This window comes from Aequorivita sediminis (genome assembly GCF_032080575.2).
Taxonomy (GTDB): domain Bacteria; phylum Bacteroidota; class Bacteroidia; order Flavobacteriales; family Flavobacteriaceae; genus Aequorivita; species Aequorivita sediminis.
Genome location: NZ_JAVLSO020000005.1, coordinates 96,608 through 121,217 on the forward strand (window position 1 = coordinate 96,608; position 24,610 = coordinate 121,217).

Consider the following 24,610-nt stretch of genomic DNA (forward strand, 5'->3'; position numbering starts at 1 on the left):
AATTAAACATGATTTATGAGTAAAATCAATTTCAGCAAAAAAGAAACTTTACAGAAATTATTCCCACTCTATTGTTGCAGGCGGTTTAGAGCTGATATCATAGACTACTCTATTAACGCCTTTAACGCGATTTATTATATGATTACTTACTTCTTGTAAAAATTCATAAGGTAAATTTACCCAATCTGCAGTCATCCCATCGGTAGATTCGACTGCTCTAAGAGCAACTACTTTTTCATAGGTTCTTTCATCTCCCATTACTCCTACACTATTTACCGGTAATAGAATTGCCCCAGCTTGCCATACCTTATCGTATAGGTCCCACTTTTTTAACCCATTTATAAAGATAGCATCGACCTCTTGTAATATACGAACTTTTTCGGCCGTAATATCTCCTAATATTCGAATTGCTAAGCCTGGTCCAGGGAAAGGGTGTCTTCCTAATAATTCAGGGTCGATTCCCATTTCTTTTCCTACACGTCTAACCTCATCTTTAAAAAGCATACGTAGCGGCTCTACAATTTTTAATTTCATAAAATCTGGCAGCCCACCTACGTTGTGATGACTTTTAATGGTTACTGAAGGTCCATTAACCGATACGCTTTCAATAACATCTGGGTAGATAGTTCCTTGACCTAACCAATCCACGCCAGTTAATTGATGTGCCTCATCATCAAATACTTCAATAAAGGCATTACCAATAGCTTTACGTTTCTTTTCAGGATCGCTTACATCTTTTAAAGCTTTTAAAAATCGCTCCGATGCATCTACACCTTTTACATTTAGACCCATATCTTTATACTGGTCTAATACACTTTCAAATTCGTTTTTACGAAGCAATCCGTTATTTACGAATATACAGTATAGGTTTTTACCTATTGCTTTATTAAGAAGAATAGCAGCAACTGTTGAATCTACTCCACCACTTAATCCTAACACAACTTTTCCATCTCCTACTTGCTCTTTTAAAGTTGCAACAGTAGTTTCAACAAAAGCAGCTGGTGTCCACGTTTGAGGTACCTCAGCTATATTCACTAAAAAGTTTTCTAACAATTGCTTTCCGTGCGTTGAATGGTACACTTCAGGATGAAATTGAATTGCGTAGGTTTCTTCGCCTTCAATTCTATAAGCAGCATTTAAAACATCTACAGTGCTTGCTAAACGTACTCCATTTTCAGGAAGTTTCGCGATGGTATCGCTATGACTCATCCAGACATTAGTGTTTTCTGGAATGTCTTTAAAGAAAACTTCACCATCTTTAATCATAGATAACTTCGCTCTTCCGTATTCACGTAAGTTTGATGGCTCTACACTTCCTCCATTAAAATGCGCTAAATACTGTGCCCCATAACAAACCGCTAAAAGTGGCTTCTGACCTTTAATTTTTGAAAGGTCCGGATGTGGAGCATCTTCAGCACGAACAGAAAATGGACTTCCAGAAAGAATTACAGCCTTATAAGGATCTAGGTTTTCTGGAACTTTATTGTATGGGTGGATTTCGCAATAGATATTCAACTCTCTAACGCGTCTAGCGATTAATTGAGTGTACTGCGATCCAAAATCTAAAATGAGGACATTATTTTGCATAGGCAAAAATACTGTAAATTGTTAATTTGGTTAAACTGTTGTGAGTAATTTTTCAATGTATTTTCAACAAAAGTAAAATTGTTGATTTGCCATTCTTTTAATTTTATTTAAAAATCACGAACACACGAGTTTTTATAATTTTTCGTGCATTCGTGATTTTTCATTTAGCATAAATTAAAGTGTTTCTTTTAACCAGCTAAAGAACTCTCTTTGCCACACCAACGCATTTTGTGGTTGAAGTACCCAATGGTTCTCTTCTGGAAAATAAAGAAGCTTACTTTTTATATTTTGTAATTGCGCTGCTTGGAACGCTTGCAATCCTTGCTCAATAGGTACACGATAATCTTTACCACCTTGTACTATTAAAATTGGAGTATCCCATTTATCAACATAATTAATTGGGTTGAACTCATTGTATGTTTTCTGTGCTACTTCATTTTCTTTCTCCCAATAAGCACCACCCATATCGTGGTTTACAAAGAACAACTCTTCAGTGGTCCCATACATTGATCGGTTGTCGAAAACACCGTCATGAGCAATAAAAGATTTGAAACGACCGTCGTGATTTCCAGCAAGCCAGAAAACTGAATAGCCACCAAAACTTGCACCAACAGCACCAAGTCTATCATTATCAACATAAGGCTCTTTAGCAATAGCATCAATAGCATCTAAGTAGTCTTGCATTGCACCACCACCCCAGTCGCCACTAATTGCTTCATTCCATTCTACACCATGACCTGGCATTCCTCTTCTATTAGGAGCTACAACAATATAACCTTGCGATGCCATTAATTGGAAATTCCAACGGAATGAGTAGAATTGAGATAAAGGAGACTGTGGTCCACCCTGAGCATAAAGCAAGGTTGGATATTTTTTTGTTTTATCGAAGTTTGGAGGTAAGACCACCCATACCAACATTTGTTTACCATCTTTAGTAGTTACCATTCTCTTTTCAACTGATGGTAAATCCATTTTTCCGTAAAACTCAGTATTAACCTGTGTAAGTTGCTTAAAAGTTTTATTCTTTAAATCGAAAGAAAAAATCTCTGTAGCGTGGTTCATATCGGTACGTGTAACGATTAAATGACCATTTTTTTCTGCTACTATACCCGTTACATCAAATTGTCCTTGTGAAAGCTGCTCTACTACAGGCACTTTTCTTGATCTTCCCGGATGATCAACTTTAAAAAGTTGTCTTGTTCCATTTACAGGAGCTGTAAAATAAATATCTTTATTATTGTTTGCCCATATAAAGTTAGCAACTGTTCCATCCCAATGTGCTGTAAGGTTTTGTTTCACACCCTCTTTTAGCACAATAATATCATTTTTATCAGCTTCATAACCTGGAGTTTTCATTTGCAACCAAGCTAAAGCACCATCTTTCGAAAATGCAGGGTTTGTATCGTACCCTTTATTTTCTTCAGTAATATTTTCAGTTTTTTTGCTGGCTAGGTTGTACTTGTAAATATCTGTGTTAGTACTTACTGCATATTCTGTGCCTGCAACTTTTTTACTTACGTAATAGATATTTTCACCTTTTGGACCCCAAATATAATCTTCATCACCTCCAAATGGAGCTTGTGGGGTGTAGTATGGCTGGCCTGGTGTGATATCAGTTTCTGCTCCAGTTTCTACATCTTTATAAAAAACGTGATTAAAACTTCCATCGTTGAATTTATCCCAATGACGGTAATCTAATGACGTAAATACATACGCATCACTTTTTGGTAGATCGTTGTAAATATCATTTCCAGTAATGTCGTTAATATGAACTGCTTTGTGCATCAGAAGGTATTTGCCATTTGGAGATAAATTTTTATCTGCCACTTTAGCCTCTTCCTTTGTAACTTCAGCAAAATTGCCACCAGTTACTTTCATAGCGTAGAATTTTGAGTCGAAGTTATTTTCTTCCATGTTGGGAGTTGTAACTTTATAAAAAAGCACTTCTCCATTGTCAGAAATTCCAATCGGACTTACTTTTTTTACTTGCCACAGTAGCTCAGGCGTCATTGTATTTTGCGCGAACATGATGCCAGCAGTAAGAAATGCTAGCAGGAACGTTATTTTTTTCATTTCAAAAGTTTTTAAAAATGCAAAGTTACTTAAAAAATCTATGCTGGTTGCACTAGATATAGATAGTAATGAATGTTCTAATTTTTCGTGGTATCTTTGCACACTTTTTAAATTAAGAAATAACAGAAATGCGCACGAAATCCCTAAAGAAAAATAAAATTAATGTAGTAACATTAGGTTGCTCTAAAAATGTATATGACAGTGAGGTACTTATGGGCCAACTGCGTGCTAGTGATAAAGAAGTAGTACACGAGGAAGAAGGAAACATTGTGGTAATTAACACCTGCGGCTTTATTAATAATGCCAAAGAAGAAAGCATAAATACCATTCTTGAATACGTTCAGAAAAAAGAAGAAGGTGTTGTAGATAAGGTTTTTGTTACAGGGTGTCTTTCTGAAAGATATAAACCAGACCTTCAAAAAGAAATTCCGAATGTAGATGAATATTTTGGTACAACCGAGCTTCCAGGTTTATTAAAAGCTTTAGGTGCAGACTATAAGCACGAATTAATTGGTGAAAGAATTACGACTACACCAAAGAATTATGCCTATTTTAAAATTGCTGAAGGGTGCGACCGTCCATGTTCTTTTTGTGCGATTCCGATTATGCGTGGAAAACACAGAAGTACCCCTATAGAGGAATTGGTCGTTGAAGCTGAAAAATTAGCAGCAAAAGGTGTTAAAGAGCTTATTTTAATAGCACAGGATTTAACTTATTACGGTTTAGACTTATACAAAAAAAGAAATCTTGCAGAGCTTCTTCAAAAGCTTGCAAAAGTTGAAGGAATTGAATGGATTCGATTACATTACGCCTTCCCTACAGGATTTCCAATGGATGTATTGGAGGTGATGCGCAATGAACCTAAGATATGTAATTATATAGATATACCATTACAGCATATTTCAGATTCTATTTTGAAATCCATGCGTCGCGGAACTACTAAAGCAAAGACTACAAAGTTATTAGAAGACTTTAGAGCCGCCGTTCCTGAAATGGCAATTAGAACTACTTTAATTGTTGGATATCCAGGTGAAACTGAAGAAGATTTCCAAACTTTAAAAGAATGGGTAAAAGAAATGCGTTTTGAGCGTTTAGGTTGTTTTACATATTCTCACGAAGAAAATACTCACGCTTACAATCTTGAAGACGACGTTCCGGATGATGTAAAAATGGATCGCGCCAACCAAATAATGGAAATTCAATCTCAAATTTCTTGGGAACTAAACCAGCAAAAAATAGGTAAGGAATTTCGTGTGGTAATCGATAGAAAAGAAGGTGGATACTTTGTAGGACGAACTGAATTTGACAGTCCAGATGTTGACAACGAAGTATTAATTAATGCAGAAGATGACTATTTAAGAACAGGAGAATTTTTTAATGTAAAAATTACCGCTGCCGAAGACTTCGACTTGTATGCAGAAGTTGTAAGATAAAAATTAAACACCTTATTATTAAACAAAAAAAGCGAGAAATTTCTCGCTTTTTTTGTTTAACTAATTATTCATTATCAAGAATATTATTTTGAGCAATTAGCCCTGCCTACTTTTCCTTTTTGGTTTTAAACTTTCCTTTAATAATCGCTTCCTTCTTATTTTGCGAATAAAGTGTACCCTCAAAGGTTCCTTCAGCATGATCTTCACTATGCGAAATTAGGTTAATTTTTACCTTCCCCTCTTCTCCGTTCTCGTTTTCATTAAAAGAGCGGTAAGCTTCCTTTCCCAGCGGGCCACTGTGCGATATACTTGTAAGCGTAATTTGTGCATCAAGCGGATCGTCATAAACTTGGTTTTCTAAAGGCCTTTTATACTTGTTTAATTTAAGCATTACTACCACACCATCCTTATCCATATTTACAGTAAGGCTACTAGGGGCAAATAACTTCCCTTTTTGGTTAGGAGAATTTAATACGATGTTTTTACCATCTTCAAGCTGTATTTCAATATAGCCATCATCTTTGCTTTCTACTTTGGATGAGGCTTTATTATCTGCATCATTTTCATTGTTTGCATTGTTTGAATTGTTTTTACAACCTATTAAAACAAGACTGAAAATCCCTATAACAAACAATAAAGGTTTTATCTTACACATAATTATAAACTTTTAAACCATTCTTGATATTTCTTACCTAAAAAAGGTACTGGCTTTTCTTTTCCGTTCAATGCTCCCATTAGTCCAATAATCCATAATACAAGTATGAAAATACTACCTAATAATGAAACTATCCATCCCAAAATTGGAATGATACTAATAACGGATAAAGCTAAACTAGTAAGTCCTAAACCCAATGATTGACGTAAGTGATAGGAGGCAAATGAATTCTTTTTATCGTTGTTCATCAGAAAAGCTATCAACAAGCCAAATATGGTTATGTAAGCTATAATTGCAATAGTTTTTCCTTCTTCAACCGTATTTGAAGGTTGACCCTCCAGAGTATTTTCTTTGTCATTCATAATTATTGTTTTTAAAATCGACCCTTTATTAAAATAAAATGTACTTGATTTTAATAAAGGGTCGAGTATGACTATTTAGTAATATGAGATTAAATTTTTAACAATTTATAGCTCCTCACAAATATCGCCACCAGCATTATTAGTAAAAGTGAGATTATTATATACTAAACTAGCATTACTAGCCATTTTTCTTTCTACAATTCCGCATCCACCACTATTAGTAAAATGTACGTTATTTAAGTTTAAGTTTACTGCATGAGAAGTTTGTCCCCCTAAAGAAAGACCGCCTGGCTGATTAAACCAATCCCAAGTAGATTGTCCTGCGTCGGCTATCACTGCATTCTCAATTTTATTTAGATTACTTATACTTTGAATAATATTTATTCCTTTCCAACTTCCTTGTCCGTATTGCCCAGAGAAATTTACTGGATTTTCTGCTGATCCTAATACTTCCAATACAGTATTATCATGATACACTTGGATACCATAATTTTCTGCAAAAACAATATTGCATCCTTCGGTAATCTTTAAATGACCTGGTCTTTCATTTTCTCTATCTTGTCTTACAAAAATATTTTCTTCAATGAAGAATGGAATGCCAGGATTTAGCCATGTGTGTACAGGCCCATTTACCTCGTCTTCAATAAATGCGCGATTATATATAGATCCTGAGTTTACATATATTTGATTTATTCCGTTATCGGCATATAAGCTTGCTGTTCCGTCTAGAAACTTAATTTTTCTCGCTGCAATTTGCATTGGATAACCTTGATTCCCGATTACTGTATTAGCTTCCCATCCATCTATATTGGCATAGCTAGCAACATAAACTCCATCTCCTTTATTATTGCGGATTATTGTATTTTTAATTTGGACTTTACTTCCGTTCAAGTTTGTCAAAGCAGGTTTGCTTCCATCAGTTCCTCCGGCATATTCTATTATAGTGTGATTTAATATGTTATTTAAATCTCCCGAATCCATATAAATTCGATTCCATGCCCCTGGAGTTTGATTTGTACCTGTAAATACTATTGGTTTATCTTCTGTACCATTAGCTATTAGAGCTCCAGTTCTGGTGTCATAGTCGTCAATGGTTAACCCTCCTCCTTGTTCAAAGGCAATTGTAACTCCTGGCTCTATGGTTAACGGAGCTCTTACTTTAACGGAACATGGCCATATATAATCAATTCCAGCACCTCTATCTTCGAGAACCATTGCTTCGGTAATTGTAGAACAATCTAACACTAAAGGCTCTACTACTGGGTCTGGTTCACCACCATCATCATCGCTACTACAACTTGTTAACGCAATAAAGGTTAATGGGATGAATAAAAGGTTTTGAATTTTGAATTGAAACTTTTTCATGTTTGAATTTTTATAGTTTATAGTTTTGATATTTATTAATAATTCTAATTATATACCTAAAGCTTACCTAAGATATCATTAATAGTGTAACCACTTAGATCGAAATATTTAGGGTCTGACGATTTTTTAAAAGAAGTAATATCCATTATTGAACTAGGGTTATCACTTTTCTTATCGTAATAAATACTTCTAACCATCATCCCTTGTGGGTAGTTCTCGTCTATTTTAATGGTTGAAGCTTTTGAAAAATCTTTAATCTGTCCACCAAATAGGTGGTTTCCACTAAGATCAATACTAATATCTTTGGTAACCCAAGCATCCATTTTAATATCTTCGTCTGGATTTGTATAAACGTATTTTTGGGCATTATAACCGTTTATTTCCTTTACCTCGTTAGTCCGCTCCCACTCACCGTTGCTATCTTCAAAATCGGCTTGATTTTCCGCCATTTTCTCAGCCATTTTTTGAAAATTTATCATTGGCATTTTCATCGCTGTTTTTTCTTTATGATTCACCATATACGTGGCAGCACCTTTATAATCGAATAGCATTCGACTTTCATTTTTATCTCCTTCATTCATTATCATACATTCCCCAGTTTTACCAAATACCATTTTAGCAGTATTAGTATCGTCTAATTTTCCGTTCTTTTTAAACGATTGCATCTTTATCACTAAAGTTGCTTGTACGGGATTCTCTGGAACTGGATAGCGCGTATCATTTTCATAGGTAATATCTTCTAACGCTTTACGTCCTTTTTCTCGTTGCGGTTCGGCATGCTTCTCTCGCATGTCTCTTTCAACTTTCTCTTTTATTTTTCTTTTTATAAAACCTCGCTGTCCTTGTACTGGCACTATAAAAGCTAACAACATTAAAGTTGTTAATACAGCTGTATAAATCTTTTTCATAATATCGTTTTTTATTCTTTTATAAAGAATTTCACGAACAAACCTATTGATGATATTAGAGTATTACAACCCTCAATTAGAATTTGGAGGTTATGATTTAGAATTTGGAAAAAACACTTTTTATATAATAGGACAAATAAAAAAACCCAGACATTTAAACGACTGGGGATAAAAATTCAATTCAAAACAGCTTAGTAATCCATTATTTTACTTTTTATTTAAAGCGGAGCATTGTCTCTAAAATTTCATTAATTTGTTTTGCTTTTTGTCGTGACACTGGTATCTCGACATCATCATGCATAATTAAACTCCCTCCGTCGTGCTTTAATATTCCTTTTACATACTGAGGGTTTATTAAATGGGATTGATGCACTCTAATAAAACCTTTTTCATTTAACAATTCCTCTATTTCCTTTAAAGTTCTACTTATTAAAATCTTGTGTTGATCTTTACAGAAAATATTGGTGTAATTACTATCTGATTGACAACGCACTATATTTTGAATTTCTACAATCTTGTATCCTACTCCTGTTGGCAACGCTATTTGAGAAATATCCTTTTTAGGATCTTGTATATAATCATTGAGTATCTGCCACTGTTTGGTAGATGTCTTTTTTCGTCGACTCTCCCAACCCGATAATGCCTTAACTATACTTCGTTCTGTAATAGGTTTTAAAAGATAATTTATAGCACTATAACGGAATGCTTTTATGGCATATTGATCATATGCAGTTGTGAAAATTACATCAAAATCTATTGGAAGTAAATTATCTAGCAGTGTAAATCCATTCAAATTTGGCATCTCAATATCTAGAAACAATAAATCAGGTGGGTTTTTCTTAATAAACTCTAACCCCTCCAGTGGATTGGTAAAAACCCCCGTTATGGTATAATCTGAATGTGCCCTTTCGATTAAATGTTTTAATACATTAGTACAATGCGCCTCATCATCAATTATTATAATTTTTGTCATGATTTAAGTTTCATAGGTTAATGTAATTTTTGTGCCTAAAACTACTTCATCTTTTTCAAGGTCTGTAATCTTAAGACGTATTGACTTGTTGCTCAAATGATTAAAAAGTGTTAATCGATCTTGAACTAGACTAGTACCCATAGCCTCGTGTAATCTTTTTTTCTTTGCACTTTCCTTTCTGCCGATACCATTATCCAATATAGTGATTATTAAATCGTCAGAAGTATCAAATATAATCGATAATTTTTTCTCGGCTTTAAGACTTGGTTGCAAACCGTGCCAGATTGCATTTTCAACCAAAGGTTGCAACAATAATGGAGGTATTTGATATTGTGAAAGCTCCTCCATAGACGATACTTCAATATCATAAGTAAAGCTAGACCCCATACGGCTACGCTCCAATGAAAGATATAGTTCTAAAATCTCCAACTCTTCTTCTACAGTAATTTGTTGATGTTTAGTACTATTTAATATTCCTCGTAGTAAAGCAGAAAATTCATCCAGATAAGTAATTGCATCATCATTTCTAGAGGTCATTATTAAGTGCTTTATTGCGCTTAAACTATTGAAAATAAAGTGAGGGTTCATTTGTGAACGCAACGCTATCATTTCTGTTTCTCTAATTTTCTGAGTAAATTCATCTTTTATCTTCTGTTCTCTATCTTTTTCAATCTCAGAATAAACCTTAATTAGTTCTTCAGTTTTTTTGTGAACTTTCTCATCAAGCTTCCGATTCATGTTTTCTTGCAAAGCTTGGTTTTCTTTTAATTGAACAATTAATTCTTTATTAGCTATAGTTTTTTCTTTTTGAAGCAGAAGTACATTTTCTCCTAATGCAAGTGAGAAACATATTACCTCAGCCAATAATCCTATTTGAAAGATGATATTTGGAGCTTGAGTAAAATTAAAGAAGTGGCCTGGGATGAAGTTCAATTCTGCATAAGCAACATAGGACGATAAAACTGCACCAATAAAAAAGAACGTTTGTCCTACTATAAAATACCCTATAAGCGGATGTTTAACCTTATAAATTATCCAAAAAATAAGTATAAAATTAAGTGGTATAATTATTAATCTCACAATAACAAACACTGTTTCGGCAAACATATTTCCAAAGAAAAAATAGCTGAATATAAAGTGTGAAAACGCATACACAAAACAAAACACTCCTAGGTATGATAGTACTTTTGCCAGTAATTTATCGTAATACTTAACTTTCAATAAGTGTTTTATAAATAAAATGTAAAATCCTATAAATATAAATTGAACGGGTTGAAAAGCAGAAGTGGAAAGTGTTGGAATGTAGGTAAACAAATTACCAAATGATGCAGAAGTTGTTCGCAATACTTGAAAACCATAAATTATTTGAAAAAGTAAATATCCTAAATAATATAGGTATAGTTTTCTCCAAAGCCGCAACCAAAATACCAGAGCAAAGGCAAAAATTGTTGTTATGGTAATTATATAAATATATATAAAGGAAATTGATGCATCTTGTTTCGCATTTATGTTATGCAATGTCTCCCAGTAACTGAGCTTAGAATTTAGTGTAGGGGCATCTATTTTGTTGTATAATGGATTGTGTAATTGTATAAATACTTGAGAGGTTTGAAAGGGGGCTAGTGCTATTTCTGTAAAATAATAATCAGACTTGTTTGTGCGCTTTGGTAAGGGAATTAACCTTCCATTTTTAAATATTTTAACTTCGTTTTTAAATTCCTGATATGTAGTATTACTTGGGGTATCACTATATATATAATTCCGGATAGTGTCTTTGGAGTTATTTTTTAAGATGAATTTTAACCAAAGTGCCTGTTTAGAATTTACAGATAAAGCCGAATTGTAGGAACTCCATGAAGCACTCTCTTTAACATCCTTGAAACTAGAACCTTTATCACTAATATGTGCTTGAACTTCATTACTATTGATGAGCTCAAATTTGGACACAATTGAGTCAGCCATTATTTGACCCTGCGTTAATGTCAAATTAGCTAAAAGACAAAAAACAAATAAAATGATGGAGGTTCTCATGTCTGTAGCTAATATACTATTCTGCCTTAGCTTATTCCCTATCATTTTAGTAAATAGCAGCTATTAATTAGTATTTGGAAAAATAAAACTCATTTAAACCGAATACTCAGTAAGATGAGCCAAATACTAATTAGGTATTGATACTACTTTATATCAAAAGTATATTTGTTTCAAAATTATTTTTGACGCTATGTTAAGTAGTGAAATAGAGTTTAATAACTTAGTGAGAAAAGTTAACATTTGTTTGTTTATTAAGTTTAATTAGAGGGGGACTCCACTGTTATAATTTAAAGAGCTGAATTCTCTATATAACAGTGGAGTATAAAACTAACCAAATTCAACATGCCTTTCCGAAGCTATTGCTGCTTTGGAAAGGCTTTTTAATTGTTGAAACTTCTTAATTCTGTACCTTTGATATAAAAGTGTCAAGATGGGCTATTCTCGATTTAACCTTCCAAAAACAGTCTTATTTATAATCAGTGGGCTTTATGTGCTTCTGATGATTGCCACCTATATTCTATATTATAAGGAGCCTGTTATTGTATGTGCCGAACGGATGTTAATAGCCCAAGGTTTTGCTATATTCATTCAAATAATAATGAATTACATCGCATATCGCTCAAAAAACAAAATTGTAATTCTCTCCATCCTGTTTATAAGCACTATGCTGTTTTTAGGGGCTCTATCTGGATTTTTCAACCTTGGATTAATGTGTGAATTTTATGGATACTAATTTGAATACATATAAATTGCTAATTATCGGCCATACATACCCTGAGCCTTCAACTACTGCGGCTGGTGGGAGGATGATGCAATTGATACAATTTTTCACTGGAATTAATTATGAAATAACCTTTGTAAGTACTGCTGCAAAAGGTGAAAAATCGGCTATCCTTATAGATCAAAATATTTCTATTAAAAACATAAAACTCAACGACCCTGCTTTTGATGCTTTTATAAAAAAACTGAATCCAACAGTTGTAATGTTTGACCGTTTTATTACTGAAGAACAATTTGGTTGGCGAGTATCTGAAAACTGTCCTCAGGCATTGAAAATTTTAGATACAGAGGATCTGCACTTCTTAAGAAACGCAAGAAAGGAAGCTATTAAAAAAAATAAACCAGTTTCTGACGCAAATCTATTCTCAGATTCTGCAAAAAGGGAACTCGCAAGTATTTTAAGATGTGATCTCTCTCTAATTATATCTGAATATGAAATGAAGCTTTTAAAGAACACTTTTAAGATTTCTCAAGGTATACTTTTCTATCTTCCATTAATGGCAGACGCTAATTCGGAACTCAAAAACCCTATTTCATTTGCAGAAAGAGAAAACTTTTTAGCTATAGGCAATTTACTGCACGCGCCTAATGTAGATTCCGTTTTACAACTTAAAAAATTATGGCCAAAAGTAAAAAGGCAAATTCCCTTAGCTGAACTCCACGTTTACGGCGCATATGCTCCTCAGCAAATCCTTCAACTTAATAATAAAAAAGAAGGTTTTATTGTAAAAGGTTGGGTAGAAAACGTTAGAGAGATAATGAATAATTATCGTGTACAGCTCGCTCCTATACGTTTTGGTGCTGGATTAAAAGGAAAACTTTTTGATGCAATGCAATTTGGCTTGCCTTTTATTACTACGGAAATTGGCGCTGAAGGTTTAATTGGCAACTTATCATTTGGTGGAGCTATAACCACATTGGATGAAAACTTTATCACTAAAGCAGTTGAACTGTATTCAGATGAAGACGCCTGGCGAAATGCTCAGAAAAATGGATTTAGAATTATTGAAAAACGTTTTTTAGGTGAATTGTTCTCTGAAAAACTCAATGTGAGAATTACTTCCCTTGTAGAAAACATAACAAACCACCGACAAGAAAATTTCCTAGGTCAAGTGATACAGCATCACACACTACAAAGTACAAAATACTTAAGTAAGTGGATTGAAACTAAAAATCAAATTCCTCAAAATTCATCACCAGTTTGTTTTGCGAATAGTGATGAAGTACGCGAAGAATATAAGTAGTTAATTTCCTGAAAACACATTATAAGATTAAACCCATTGCGTAGCTTTGTGAAGTAGCAATCGCGATTTACTATGATTTAAATTCTGCAAAAAAACCTCAACACTATCAATGATTATAAAAAAAATTTTTCAAGTTATTATTCTGTTGTTCTTAAGCGTGTTTTTTTTGACTTTTTATTCCAATTATACAATTTCAAACACAAGTAAAGGCAAGACGTTCAACAATGTAAATTCCATAAAGAAAAATAGCGTTGGCGTAGTATTAGGAACAGCAAAATACTATAAAGACGGAGGGATAAATTTATATTTTAAGTACAGAATTGATGCAGCAGTAGAACTATTTAAAAACGATAAAATTGATTTTATTTTAGTAAGCGGCGATAACAGCTCGAAAAGTTATAATGAACCAAAAACATTTAAAAAAGAATTGATTAAACGCGGCATACCTGAAGATGTAATATTTTTAGACTATGCTGGTTTTAGAACATTAGATTCTGTTATCCGTGCCCATGTTATCTTTAGTCAAGATAGTTTTACCGTAATCTCACAACAGTTTCACAATGAACGCGCTATTTATCTTGCCGGAAAAAACGGTTTAAATGTAATTGGTTTTAACGCCAAAGATGTGGGTGGAAGAAATGGCTTTAAAGTGAAGCTACGCGAATATTTCGCAAGAACGAAAGCTTTTCTAGATATTATTTTTAACGTGGAACCCAAATTTTACGGTGATAAAGTTGAAATAAAATCTTCTTAATGATTAAAACATGCTAGCCACTAACCGGAAAATTATTAAATGAATATTAAATATATAGACGATCAAGACTTTAGCAATATAGACACTTCTAAAGATAATTTAGAAATAGCCGAATACGAATTCTGCACTTTTAAAAATTGTAATTTTGCTAATAGCAATCTTTCTGGAAGTAGGTTTTCAGATTGTAAGTTTTTAGATTGTAATTTTAGCAACAGTAACTTGTCTAAGGTTTCTTTCCAGGATGTTAGATTTAAAAATTGTAAAATGCTAGGGTTACAATTTGATTCTTGTAATGAATTCGGATTTGCTGTTTCATTTGATGAGTGTTTATTAGAGCATTCAATTTTCTATAAAATGAAGTTGAGCAGAAGTATTTTTAAAAATTCACAATTGCAATTTGTAGATTTTACTGAGGCAGACTTAAAAGGTGTAAAACTTACGGGATGTAATTTTCAGAATGCAACTTTTCGAAACACGAATTTGGAAAAAGCTGATTTTCGAGAAGCTAAAAACTATTCTATTGATCCTGAACAAAACAGATTAAAAGGCGCTAAATTTTCACTACCTGAAGTAATTGGACTTTTAGATAAATTTCAAATTGAAATTCATAATTAATAGACGTTAAGCATTAGCTAACAAAGCATCTCTTTTCGCTTCAATTCACTATTTTTGTAAAGCTTTGAAAAAGAACATATGAAGTTTAAAATAGAATCAGAATTTCAACCCACTGGAGACCAACCACGGGCTATAAAATCATTAGTTGAAGGACTTAATTCCGATGAAAAATATCAGACACTTTTAGGTGTAACTGGTTCGGGAAAAACTTTTACTGTTGCCAATGTCGTAGAACAAGTACAAAAACCTACCTTGGTTTTAGCTCATAATAAAACTCTTGCTGCTCAACTTTATACAGAGTTTAAAAATCTGTTTCCAAATAATGCAGTGGAATATTTTGTATCATACTACGATTATTATCAGCCTGAAGCCTTTATTCCCAGCAGTGGAACTTATATAGAAAAAGATCTTTCCATAAATGAAGAAATAGAAAAAATGCGATTAAGCACTACTTCTGCCCTATTATCTGGACGAAGAGATGTGTTGGTGGTTTCTTCAGTTTCGTGTTTATACGGTATTGGTAACCCTGTTGAATTTAAGAAAAACGTTATTTCGTTAAAAAAAGGACAAATAATTTCGCGAACCAAGTTGCTTCACCGTTTGGTTCAAAGCCTTTATTCTAGGACTGAAGCCGAATTTAATCACGGACGATTCCGCATAAAAGGAGATACCGTTGATGTTTTTCCAGGTTATGCAGATGATGCCTTTAGAATTCATTTTTTTGGAGATGAAATTGAAGAAATTGAAGTATTTGATCCTTTAAACAACAATATAATAGCGAAGTACGACAGATTAAACATTTACCCTGCCAATATGTTTGTGACTTCACCAGATGTACTACAAAATGCTATTAAAAGCATTCAGGATGATTTGGTTTTACAGATAGCGTATTTCAAAGAAATTGGAAAGCACTTAGAAGCGAAACGTCTGGAAGAGCGCACAAACTTCGACCTTGAAATGATTCGCGAGTTAGGCTATTGTAGCGGAATCGAAAACTATTCACGCTACTTAGACCAACGTTTGCCCGGTACTCGTCCCTTCTGCCTATTAGATTATTTTCCTGATGATTACTTAATGGTAGTAGATGAGAGTCACGTTTCCATCCCTCAGGTTAGTGCAATGTACGGTGGAGACCGTTCTAGAAAAGAAAATTTGGTTGAATATGGATTCCGCTTACCAGCTGCAATGGATAATAGACCACTTAAGTTTGAAGAATTTGAAGCTATTCAAAATCAAGTAATTTATGTGAGTGCAACTCCTGCCGACTACGAATTAGAAAAGAGTGGCGGTGTGATTGTAGAACAGATTATACGACCAACAGGACTTCTAGATCCACCCATTGAGGTTCGCCCTAGCCTCAATCAAATAGATGATTTACTTGAAGAAATTCAGCTTCGTATTGAAAAAGACGAAAGGGTTTTGGTTACTACTTTAACTAAAAGAATGGCAGAAGAACTTACCAAGTATTTAATTCGTGTTCAGGTAAGAACGCGTTATATCCACAGTGATGTAGATACTTTGGAACGAGTGGAAATTATGCAGGATTTACGTCTTGGTCTTTTTGATGTCTTAGTAGGAGTAAACCTTCTCCGTGAAGGGTTAGACTTACCAGAGGTTTCCTTGGTCGCTATTTTAGATGCTGATAAGGAAGGCTTTTTAAGAAGTGGGCGTTCTCTAACTCAAACTGTAGGTCGTGCTGCTAGAAACTTAAATGGTAAAGCTATTATGTATGCCGATAAAATAACTAAAAGTATGCAAGAGACAATTGATAGCACAAATTACAAAAGAGAGAAGCAAATTGCTTACAATAAAGAACACGGTATTACGCCAACAGCAATTAAGAAGTCTTTTGAAAATTCACTAACAAAGTCTAAACAAGAAGCGTATTCGTTTGAAACAGCCGAAAGCCTTGCTGCAGAATCTGAAGTGGAATACCTGACGAAAGCTCAAATTGAAAAGAAAATCCGAGATACCCGTAAAGCTATGGAAAAATCGGCCAAAGAGTTAGATTTTATGATGGCTGCTAAACTTCGTGATAAGATCAAAACGTATCAGAAACAGCTAGAGGAGGTCTGAGTGTTTTAAAATATTCTTTATATATTATAGTCAGCAGTATACTAACAAGAGATTTAATTTTACAATGCTTTTAACGACTTTCATAAAATCTATTTTGTATTTTACTCTTTCTATGATCTCAACTCAAAATATCAATTTAGATAACAAAATAATTCCAGAAAACATTAAAAAAGAGGTAATCGAAGCAATATCGTATTATCCTGAACTCTATGATACCGCCATAGAGTTTAAATTTAAGAACAACATAAAAAAATCTACAATGCAAGCTCAACCGAGATTTGCAAGTTTTTTTAAATCGAAGGAAAATAGGGAATATGTTATTTTAATTAGTAGAAACATTCAAATTGAAGGTGAAAAATTCACTATAGATGATATTCCTTCCGATGTAATAACTGGTTGGATTGGACATGAATTAGGCCATGTTATGGACTATCGTAATAGAACAAATGTCGGAATGCTAATTTTTGGATTAAAATATCTCTTTTCTTCGGCACATATAAGGGAAGTAGAGCGCGCAGCAGATACATATGCTATTGCTCATGGTATGGGGGATTATATTCTAAAAACAAAGAACTTCATACTCGATAACGCCAATCTTTCAGAGAAATATAAAGAGCGAATTCGAAGGCTTTACATTTCACCTGAAGAAGTTATGGAACTCATCAATAAAAATAAAGTTGAGGAAGAAATTGAAATAGTTGAAAAAGAAGGTTAAATCTATTTGTAAACTTAAAAGCATCTAAAATATTAGAAATAACAATATAAAATTTCTCGTAATTTCGATATTAAACTAGCTAAATTTAAAACGAAAACTTTTAAATACTAATTTTTAATAATGGATATAGAAAGGGACTATATAAAGCGAGAAATTCAAAAGCTCAATTTAGTATTAGTTAGTTTAATTGAAAAAATTAGTGGAATTAACTCAAGTAATATAAACAACGAAATTAACAGTATAAATGAAGTTCTAGAAAGCGAATTTGACTTACCATTAGAAAAAATAACTAATATTAAGACTTCAGACTTAATAAAACATATTTCGAAATTACATGAATCTCATATTGAAAAAATTGCAAAATTAATATATCATTATGTAGTAAAATTACAATCTCTTGATTTGAAAGAAAATTATGAGTTAAATAAAACTGCTGAAAAAGGAATTATTATATTGGAATTTTTAAACCAAAAATCAAAAATTTTTTCAGTCGAAAGGATGAATATGAAAAAGACGTTACAATTATATCTATAGGTGATAATTTGTTTTTAAATATTGTAAAAACGTTGCATACTTCCCAATTTCAATTATTTGTTATCAAAATTTGTTAAGAAACTATTCGTCTGCTTATATACTAAGTTCCTTTACAAACTCTTCCCATTCTGCAAACTTCTCTTCTCCCATCACCTTTTCCATTTTAACTTGTCCACCTTTCTTTTTATTCTTTGCACTCCACTCCTGAAAAACTTCTAAACTTACAGTTGATACTTTTACTCCTTTTAAAGCCTTCGATCTAGCTACAGCATAATTATTATTTGCCTCTTTTAATGCATTATCTAAAGCATCAGCTAATTGTTCATTGCTAATTTCAGTATCTGTACCCAAATACCAATGATGATAAAACTCCTCATCTATCTTAACAGCTGCAAGTGTAAATTCAGGGATTTTTATATCAAATTTCTCTTCCAATTCACGTAGTGCAACCTCCATTTTATTTACAGAAAGCTGTGACCCCACCACATTTAGAAAGAATTTGGTGCGACCTGTAATTTTAATTTCAGCTTTTTCTACATCTGTGAAAGCGATAGTATCACCAATTAAATAACGCCAAGCCCCAGAAACCGTACTTATTATTAAAACATAATCGGTATCAACCTCAACCTCTTCAAGTGTTAAAGCAGGAGCATCTTGAGATAGTGATCCATCTTCGTTGATATAATCTGGGTTAAACGGAACGAATTCGAAATAAATACCATTGTCGGTAACTAGCTTCATTGAAGTTGTTTCTGGTCTATTCTGAAAAGCTATAAAGCCTTCGGAAGCTAAATAGGTATCAATAATTATAATAGGGTGCGCTAGTAGCTGATTAAAACTCTTTTCATAAGGCTGAAAAGCAACACCTCCGGAAGTATATGCTTGAAGGTTTGGCCATATTTCATGTATGTTTTTTGCACCGTGATATTCTATCACTTTTTTCATCATAAGTTCCATCCAAGAAGGAATTCCACTTAATGCTCCTATATCCCATTCCCGTGCGCGTTTAGCTATTGTTTCCACCTTTTCGTCCCAATCTTCCATTTGGGCGATTTCTTCACCAGGCTTGTAATATCCGCGAAACCAAAATGGAATATTACTAGCGCTAATCCCGCTAATTTCACCCTCTAAAAACTGGTCTTGTTCTTCAAGATTTGTACTACTACCCAACATCATTATTTCCTTTTCAAAGAAATCTGATTGGACCTCAAAATTTGCCAAAGCCCCAACTTGTTTAATCCCTGCATTGCGAATAGCTTCAACCATATCATCGGTTACAGGAATTTTTTTTGATGTTTTTCCAGTAGTTCCACTACTTCTAGCAAAATATGTAGGGACCCCCGGCCAAGTAATATCTTCCAAGCCCTCCTGTGTTTTCATCCACCACTTTTCTTCCATTTGGTGATAGTCGAAGTAGGGAACTTTTTTAGAAAATTCCTTTTGTATATCCTCAGCCTCTAAAATTTTAGAAAAGCCATAATATTTCCCGAAAGCAGTATCCTTAGCCTTCTCAAGTAAACTTTTCAATACTTCTTTTTGAGATTCTACTTGGGATTTTTCAGAAACTATCGCATCGCGCAGGTCGATAGCAGTCTTAATTATTGAACCTAATATTGCCATATTTTTAGTTTTTTATGAAACTACAATTTTTAAAAAATGTACAGATAGGAATTAAATCAATTTTAACCTTTTTAATTTGCCCTTCAGTTATGGTATCTTTACAAAAAATCTATAAATGCATCATCCAGATTCTGTAAGAATTAATAAAGCTATAAGCGATAGTGGTTTCTGCTCACGTCGTGAAGCCGACACCTTAATCGAAAAAGGGCGCGTAACAATAAATGGCGTTAAAAGCACACTTGGGGATAGAGTTATGCCTAATGATGAGGTACGTGTTGACGGAAAATTGATTAAAGAAAATGATAATCTTGTTTATATAATGCTCAATAAACCTGTTGGCATTACTTGTACTACCGATACCCGATATGAAGACAATGTAGTAGATTTTGTAAATCATCCTGAACGAATTTTCCCAGTTGGAAGATTAGACAAACCTAGTGAAGGCTTACTTTTATTAACAAATGAAGGAGATATAGTAAATAAAATTTTACGTGCGGGAAACAAACATGAAAAGGAATATATCGTTAAAGTGGACAGACCTGTTACAGATGAATTTATAAAAAGAATGGGATCTGGAATTCCTATTCTCGATACTGTTACAAAGCGCTGTAAAGTGGAAAGGGTTAGCCGATTTGAATTCAGAATATTCTTAGTTCAAGGGTTAAACAGACAGATTCGCAGAATGTGTGAATACCTTGGTTATGAAGTTGTAGCACTACAGCGAATAAGAATTATGAATTTGGAATTAGGCGACTTACCAATTGGAGAATGGCGTGATCTAACTGAAGAAGAATTAATAACTTTAAAAGATTCTGTAAAAGATAGCGATGGGCAGCCTAAACCTCATCCTAAAGCCGACTTTGATGAAAAAAGAGCCATAAAGCCTACTAGACGTCGAGAAATAGACAATAATAAAAGTAAAACTCTTAGAAAAGATAAGCCACAAGCAAGAAAAGAACGCGGTGAAAAAAGAGGTGATTCTAATATTAAAAGTACAGGAGGAAGACGAAGAAGAGGATAAACAAAAAGCATAAAAAAACCGCGTACCGATTGAGTAGCACGCGGTCATTTTAACTAACTAACCAAATTAAATTTCAATTATGAAATCTCAACCATTCTCTTTAAAACTTTCTTTTCTTCCATTTTAGGCAAAGTAACTATTAATACTCCATCTTCATAGTTTGCCAAAATATCTTCCACTTTTACATTTTCAGGTAGTTTGAATGATTTTTCAAAACTTCCAAAGTAAAATTCTCTCCTTTTATATTGAACTGCATTATCATTTTTCTGCTCTCGTTCTTGAGACTCCTTAACTTCCTTATAACCAATCTTTAAAGTATCCTCTTCAACCTCTATACTAAAATTTTCTTTGTGCAAACCTGGTGAAGCCAATTCGACTACAAAATTCGATAAATTTTCGATAATATTTACCGCAGGATTACTAAAAGTTTCATAATTATTTAATCTATCAAGACGGTTTTCTAAAAATATATTATCTAATAAGTTAGGCAACCACATATTATTGTTATTAACTGTTTTCATAGTGTTATATTGTTTCATTTTTTACTAATTTCAATTACAATTAGTCAATAACAATTCCATTTATAAAAACCAGACAATTTGACTTGTTTTAACCAAACCTAGCTGTCATTTTGTCGTTTAAAAATATTATAATGAAGTATTTCATTAACCGACTGACAACTTTCTTTAATATGCTAGAAGGCAAGATAGCTTTCTACCCAAGTATTTTTGCCTTAGGAGGATTTTTTTTAGCCCTGAGCATGATATTTATGGAGCAACAAGGCATATCTCAAAGAGTGCTGAAAATATTTCCAATGTTAATGGTAGAAGATGGCGACACTGCTCTTAATGTGCTAAGCACTTGTATAGGAGGATTAATAGCCATGATGACTTTTAGTTTTTCGATGGTTATGCTCCTCTTAAGCCAAGCGTCTAGCAATTTTTCCCCTCGTCTACTTCCAGGTTTAATTTCAAATAAAACCCATCAAGTTATTTTGGGGGTATTTTTAGCCTCTATCATATATGGTATTTTCACATTATTCTCTATAGATCCTAGTGAAGATAAATACACACTACCAGGAATTTCAATTTTATTGGGGGTTATGTTTACGGTTGTATGTTTATTTTCATTTATATATTTCATTCATAACATTTCACAAAGCATTCAGATAAATAATATAATGGATGGAATTTATAATACGGCTATTAAAAGGCTTGAAGATATTATTGAAATGGAAGAAGCTACTTCCAAGATGCTCCCTCCAATTTTTCCAGACACTTCCGATTGGTATACTTACAGATGTTCGAAAAGCGGATACTTTCAAAATATTTCAATTAAAAACATGAACGCGTTATGTTTAGAACACGATATTCGGATTTACATTACAGTACCCAAAGGGTTATTTGTTTTAAAAAATAATTCTATGTTAAAAGTCAACAAACCAATAGACAACAAATTAGTGGAAAAAATATTTTCGAACATAAACTTTGCTCGAGGGGAATACATTCAAGACAATTACACTCTTGCCTTTAAGCAAATTACTGAAATTGCTGTAAAAGCTATGTCACCAGGAATTAACGACCCAGGAACTGCAATAAACGCTATAGACTACCTAACAGAGCTTTTTGCACTACGTGTAAAGAAAAATGATACCGGAGTTATGATTGTAGATGGAAAAATGAATTTGAAAATAGCCATAATTCATTTTGAAGAGTTATTGTACAATGTTATGGCTTCTCTTAGAGCATACTGCAAACACGATCCAATAGTTGTACAGAAATTGATAGCTATGTTAATCCATTTAGACGAGCAATCTATTAGAAACAAAGATTATAACAAAGTTGTAAAGAATGAACTAAAAGCTTTAGTTAACGATATGAATTTTAGTTCTGAAAAAGATAAGAACGCCATGAATTCGTTAGCTAGCATTGATTTAAAAGCATAAAAAAACCTTCCAAATATTGTATGGAAGGTTTTATATAACTAAAATTTAGGCAAATTAATTAAGCCAGCACTGCCTTAACTTTATCTGCAGCTTCTTGGAATTCAATAGCACTCTGAACATCCAAACCGCTATTGTCTATTAATTCTTTTGCAATATCTGCGTTTGTTCCTTGTAGACGAACAATAATAGGTACATTAATAGTTCCCATGTTATTATAAGCATCAACAATACCCTGAGCTACACGGTCGCAACGAACGATACCACCAAATATATTTACTAAGATTGCTTTTACATTAGGGTCTTTCAAAATTAATTTGAATGCCGCTTCAACGCGCTCAGCATTTGCAGTACCTCCTACATCTAGGAAGTTAGCAGGCTCACCACCAGCTTGTTTAATCAAGTCCATAGTAGCCATTGCAAGGCCAGCACCATTAACCATACATCCAACATTACCATCAAGGTCTACATAGTTAAGCCCCTTTTCTTGAGCTTCAACTTCAACTGGGTTTTCTTCACGCTTATCACGCATCTCCATATAATCTTTATGACGGTACATTGCGTTATCATCAAGACTTACCTTAGCATCAACAGCAATAATTTTATCATCACTAGTTTTTAAAACTGGGTTAATCTCAAATAGAGATGAATCTGATTCGTTATAAGCTTTATATAGTGCAGAAACGAATTTAGTCATTTCTTTAAAAGCTTTTCCACTCAATCCTAAGTTAAAAGCAATTCTGCGTGCTTGGAATCCTAAAAGACCAACAGCAGGATCAATTTCTTCAGTAAAGATTAAATGTGGAGTTTCTTCAGCTACAGTTTCAATATCCATTCCACCTTCTGTAGAATACATAATCATGTTTCTACCTGTAGAACGATTTAAAAGAACGCTCATATAGTATTCTTCAGGCTCACTATCTCCAGGGTAATAAACATCTTCAGCAATTAAAACTTGGTGTACTTTTTTTCCTTCTGCAGAAGTTTGAGGAGTGATAAGGTTCATTCCTATTATACTTCCAGCAATTTCTTCAACCTCTTGAAGGTTTTTTGCGAGTTTTACTCCGCCACCTTTTCCACGGCCACCAGCATGAACCTGAGCTTTAATAACATGCCAGCTAGTTCCAGTGTCTTCGGTAAGTTTTTTTGCAGCTGCAACAGCTTCAGCTGGAGTAGTTGCTACGATTCCGCGTTGTATTTCAACGCCAAAACTGTTTAGTATTTCTTTTCCTTGGTATTCGTGTAAGTTCATAGTTGCGATTTTGTTCCTACTGCATTTTAACAGCAGGCTTGATTTATGGTTTGCAAAAATAACAAATGTAACAAGAATGCCCTAATGTTTTTTAAGGCTTTCCATCATGGTATAAAATTATATTGAAAATTAATACTTTTCAAATATTAAGCCTCAATTAAAAACTACCTATATTTATAACACTTCGTAAAGCAATTTGTTGAAAAATAGACTCAAATATTGAAAGATAAATAATTATTACAATTGAAAAGTTTATACTTATTAAAAAAAATAGTTAAAAAAACCGCAAATTGTAATTAATAAAGCTATATTTGCATCTTATATTAATTATTTTATTTAAATACAATGAACAAAGGAACAGTAAAATTCTTCAACGACACGAAAGGTTTCGGTTTTATCACTGAAGAAGGAAACAACAAAGAACATTTTGTACACGTTACAGGACTTATCGACGAGATTCGCGAAGGTGACGAAGTAGAATTTGATCTTCAAGAAGGAAGAAAAGGATTAAATGCGGTTAACGTAAAAGTACTATAATATACTTATCACTTTTTAAGACAATAAACCTCGCTTTTAGCGGGGTTTTTTTTTTACTCAAAACTATCCTAACTAAATTTATGGTGAAATAAACATTACCAATAGCCAATTAACATTTTTTTATTGTAATTTT

General features: G+C 33.3%; 22 protein-coding genes. 11 read left to right on the forward strand and 11 right to left on the reverse strand.

Features of this window, described 5'->3' with window-relative positions:
- Positions 1-57: 57 nt before the first annotated feature.
- Both guaA and RT250_RS09955 read right to left on the reverse strand, forming a co-directional pair.
- Entirely contained in the window at positions 58-1,587 is a 1,530-nt protein-coding gene (gene guaA / locus RT250_RS09950) for a glutamine-hydrolyzing GMP synthase (RefSeq protein WP_313114523.1), read from the reverse strand.
- Between the two features lie 174 nt (positions 1,588-1,761).
- The gene (locus tag RT250_RS09955; RefSeq protein ID WP_313114524.1) at positions 1,762-3,660 is read right to left on the reverse strand and encodes a S9 family peptidase; all 1,899 of its coding nucleotides are present in this window, start codon (positions 3,658-3,660) and stop codon (positions 1,762-1,764) included.
- A gap of 128 nt (positions 3,661-3,788) precedes the next feature.
- On the opposite strand from RT250_RS09955, the gene rimO reads away from it, so the two are divergent.
- Complete coding sequence (gene rimO / locus RT250_RS09960) at positions 3,789-5,093, forward strand: 30S ribosomal protein S12 methylthiotransferase RimO (protein ID WP_313114525.1); 1,305 nt, start codon at positions 3,789-3,791, stop codon at positions 5,091-5,093.
- Positions 5,094-5,199: 106 nt separating this feature from the next.
- Here the strand turns inward: rimO and RT250_RS09965 are convergent, their stop codons facing one another.
- From RT250_RS09965 to RT250_RS09990, 6 genes are all read right to left on the reverse strand, one after another.
- A complete protein-coding gene (locus RT250_RS09965) occupies positions 5,200-5,748 on the reverse strand; it encodes a hypothetical protein (RefSeq protein ID WP_313114526.1) in 549 nt (182 codons plus the stop codon).
- A gap of 2 nt (positions 5,749-5,750) precedes the next feature.
- Entirely contained in the window at positions 5,751-6,110 is a 360-nt protein-coding gene (locus tag RT250_RS09970; protein ID WP_313114528.1) for a DUF4870 domain-containing protein, read from the reverse strand.
- A gap of 105 nt (positions 6,111-6,215) precedes the next feature.
- Positions 6,216-7,475, reverse strand: coding sequence for a hypothetical protein (locus tag RT250_RS09975; protein WP_313114529.1), 1,260 nt, complete (start codon positions 7,473-7,475; stop codon positions 6,216-6,218).
- 56 nt (positions 7,476-7,531) lie between these two features.
- A complete protein-coding gene (locus RT250_RS09980) occupies positions 7,532-8,383 on the reverse strand; it encodes a hypothetical protein (RefSeq protein ID WP_313114531.1) in 852 nt (283 codons plus the stop codon).
- 214 nt (positions 8,384-8,597) lie between these two features.
- Positions 8,598-9,356: a LytR/AlgR family response regulator transcription factor gene (locus RT250_RS09985; RefSeq protein WP_313114533.1), complete on the reverse strand. Its 759-nt coding sequence runs from the start codon at positions 9,354-9,356 to the stop codon at positions 8,598-8,600.
- 3 nt (positions 9,357-9,359) lie between these two features.
- Positions 9,360-11,318 carry a histidine kinase gene (locus RT250_RS09990; RefSeq protein ID WP_313114534.1) on the reverse strand — a complete coding sequence of 653 codons (1,959 nt, stop codon included), beginning with the start codon at positions 11,316-11,318 and terminating at the stop codon, positions 9,360-9,362.
- 499 nt (positions 11,319-11,817) lie between these two features.
- Between RT250_RS09990 and RT250_RS09995 the strand changes: the two genes are divergently transcribed.
- The 7 genes from RT250_RS09995 (at position 11,818) to RT250_RS10025 (ending at position 18,105) form a co-directional block, all read left to right on the forward strand.
- Positions 11,818-12,120, forward strand: a complete 303-nt coding sequence (locus RT250_RS09995; protein WP_313114535.1) for a hypothetical protein — start codon at positions 11,818-11,820, stop codon at positions 12,118-12,120.
- Positions 12,110-13,411, forward strand: a complete 1,302-nt coding sequence (locus tag RT250_RS10000; RefSeq protein WP_313114536.1) for a glycosyltransferase — start codon at positions 12,110-12,112, stop codon at positions 13,409-13,411. The genes RT250_RS09995 and RT250_RS10000 overlap by 11 nt, the downstream gene beginning before the upstream one ends.
- Before the next feature lie 157 nt (positions 13,412-13,568).
- The gene (locus RT250_RS10005; protein ID WP_313114592.1) at positions 13,569-14,165 is read left to right on the forward strand and encodes a SanA/YdcF family protein; all 597 of its coding nucleotides are present in this window, start codon (positions 13,569-13,571) and stop codon (positions 14,163-14,165) included.
- Between the two features lie 39 nt (positions 14,166-14,204).
- Complete coding sequence (locus RT250_RS10010; protein ID WP_313114537.1) at positions 14,205-14,780, forward strand: pentapeptide repeat-containing protein; 576 nt, start codon at positions 14,205-14,207, stop codon at positions 14,778-14,780.
- Between the two features lie 78 nt (positions 14,781-14,858).
- Positions 14,859-16,856, forward strand: a complete 1,998-nt coding sequence (uvrB, locus tag RT250_RS10015; protein ID WP_313114539.1) for an excinuclease ABC subunit UvrB — start codon at positions 14,859-14,861, stop codon at positions 16,854-16,856.
- 112 nt (positions 16,857-16,968) lie between these two features.
- On the forward strand, positions 16,969-17,571 hold the full coding sequence (locus tag RT250_RS10020; protein ID WP_313114540.1) for a hypothetical protein: 603 nt from the start codon (positions 16,969-16,971) through the stop codon (positions 17,569-17,571).
- Between the two features lie 120 nt (positions 17,572-17,691).
- On the forward strand, positions 17,692-18,105 hold the full coding sequence (locus RT250_RS10025) for a hypothetical protein (RefSeq protein ID WP_313114541.1): 414 nt from the start codon (positions 17,692-17,694) through the stop codon (positions 18,103-18,105).
- 93 nt (positions 18,106-18,198) lie between these two features.
- Here the strand turns inward: RT250_RS10025 and RT250_RS10030 are convergent, their stop codons facing one another.
- A complete protein-coding gene (locus tag RT250_RS10030) occupies positions 18,199-19,725 on the reverse strand; it encodes a GH3 family acyl-acid amido synthetase (RefSeq protein ID WP_313114542.1) in 1,527 nt (508 codons plus the stop codon).
- A gap of 115 nt (positions 19,726-19,840) precedes the next feature.
- Here RT250_RS10030 and rluF point away from each other — a divergent pair, with 115 nt between their 5' ends.
- Positions 19,841-20,746, forward strand: coding sequence for a 23S rRNA pseudouridine(2604) synthase RluF (gene rluF / locus RT250_RS10035; RefSeq protein WP_313114543.1), 906 nt, complete (start codon positions 19,841-19,843; stop codon positions 20,744-20,746).
- 77 nt (positions 20,747-20,823) lie between these two features.
- Here the strand turns inward: rluF and RT250_RS10040 are convergent, their stop codons facing one another.
- Positions 20,824-21,267, reverse strand: a complete 444-nt coding sequence (locus RT250_RS10040) for an Hsp20/alpha crystallin family protein (RefSeq protein ID WP_313114544.1) — start codon at positions 21,265-21,267, stop codon at positions 20,824-20,826.
- A 131-nt stretch (positions 21,268-21,398) separates the two neighbouring features.
- On the opposite strand from RT250_RS10040, the gene RT250_RS10045 reads away from it, so the two are divergent.
- Positions 21,399-22,691 (forward strand): DUF2254 domain-containing protein, encoded by a 1,293-nt coding sequence (locus RT250_RS10045; RefSeq protein ID WP_313114546.1) that lies wholly within the window; start codon positions 21,399-21,401, stop codon positions 22,689-22,691.
- 58 nt (positions 22,692-22,749) lie between these two features.
- Here the strand turns inward: RT250_RS10045 and sucC are convergent, their stop codons facing one another.
- A complete protein-coding gene (gene sucC / locus RT250_RS10050) occupies positions 22,750-23,940 on the reverse strand; it encodes an ADP-forming succinate--CoA ligase subunit beta (protein WP_313114547.1) in 1,191 nt (396 codons plus the stop codon).
- Positions 23,941-24,285: 345 nt separating this feature from the next.
- On the opposite strand from sucC, the gene RT250_RS10055 reads away from it, so the two are divergent.
- On the forward strand, positions 24,286-24,477 hold the full coding sequence (locus RT250_RS10055; protein ID WP_139856072.1) for a cold-shock protein: 192 nt from the start codon (positions 24,286-24,288) through the stop codon (positions 24,475-24,477).
- Positions 24,478-24,610: the final 133 nt, after the last annotated feature.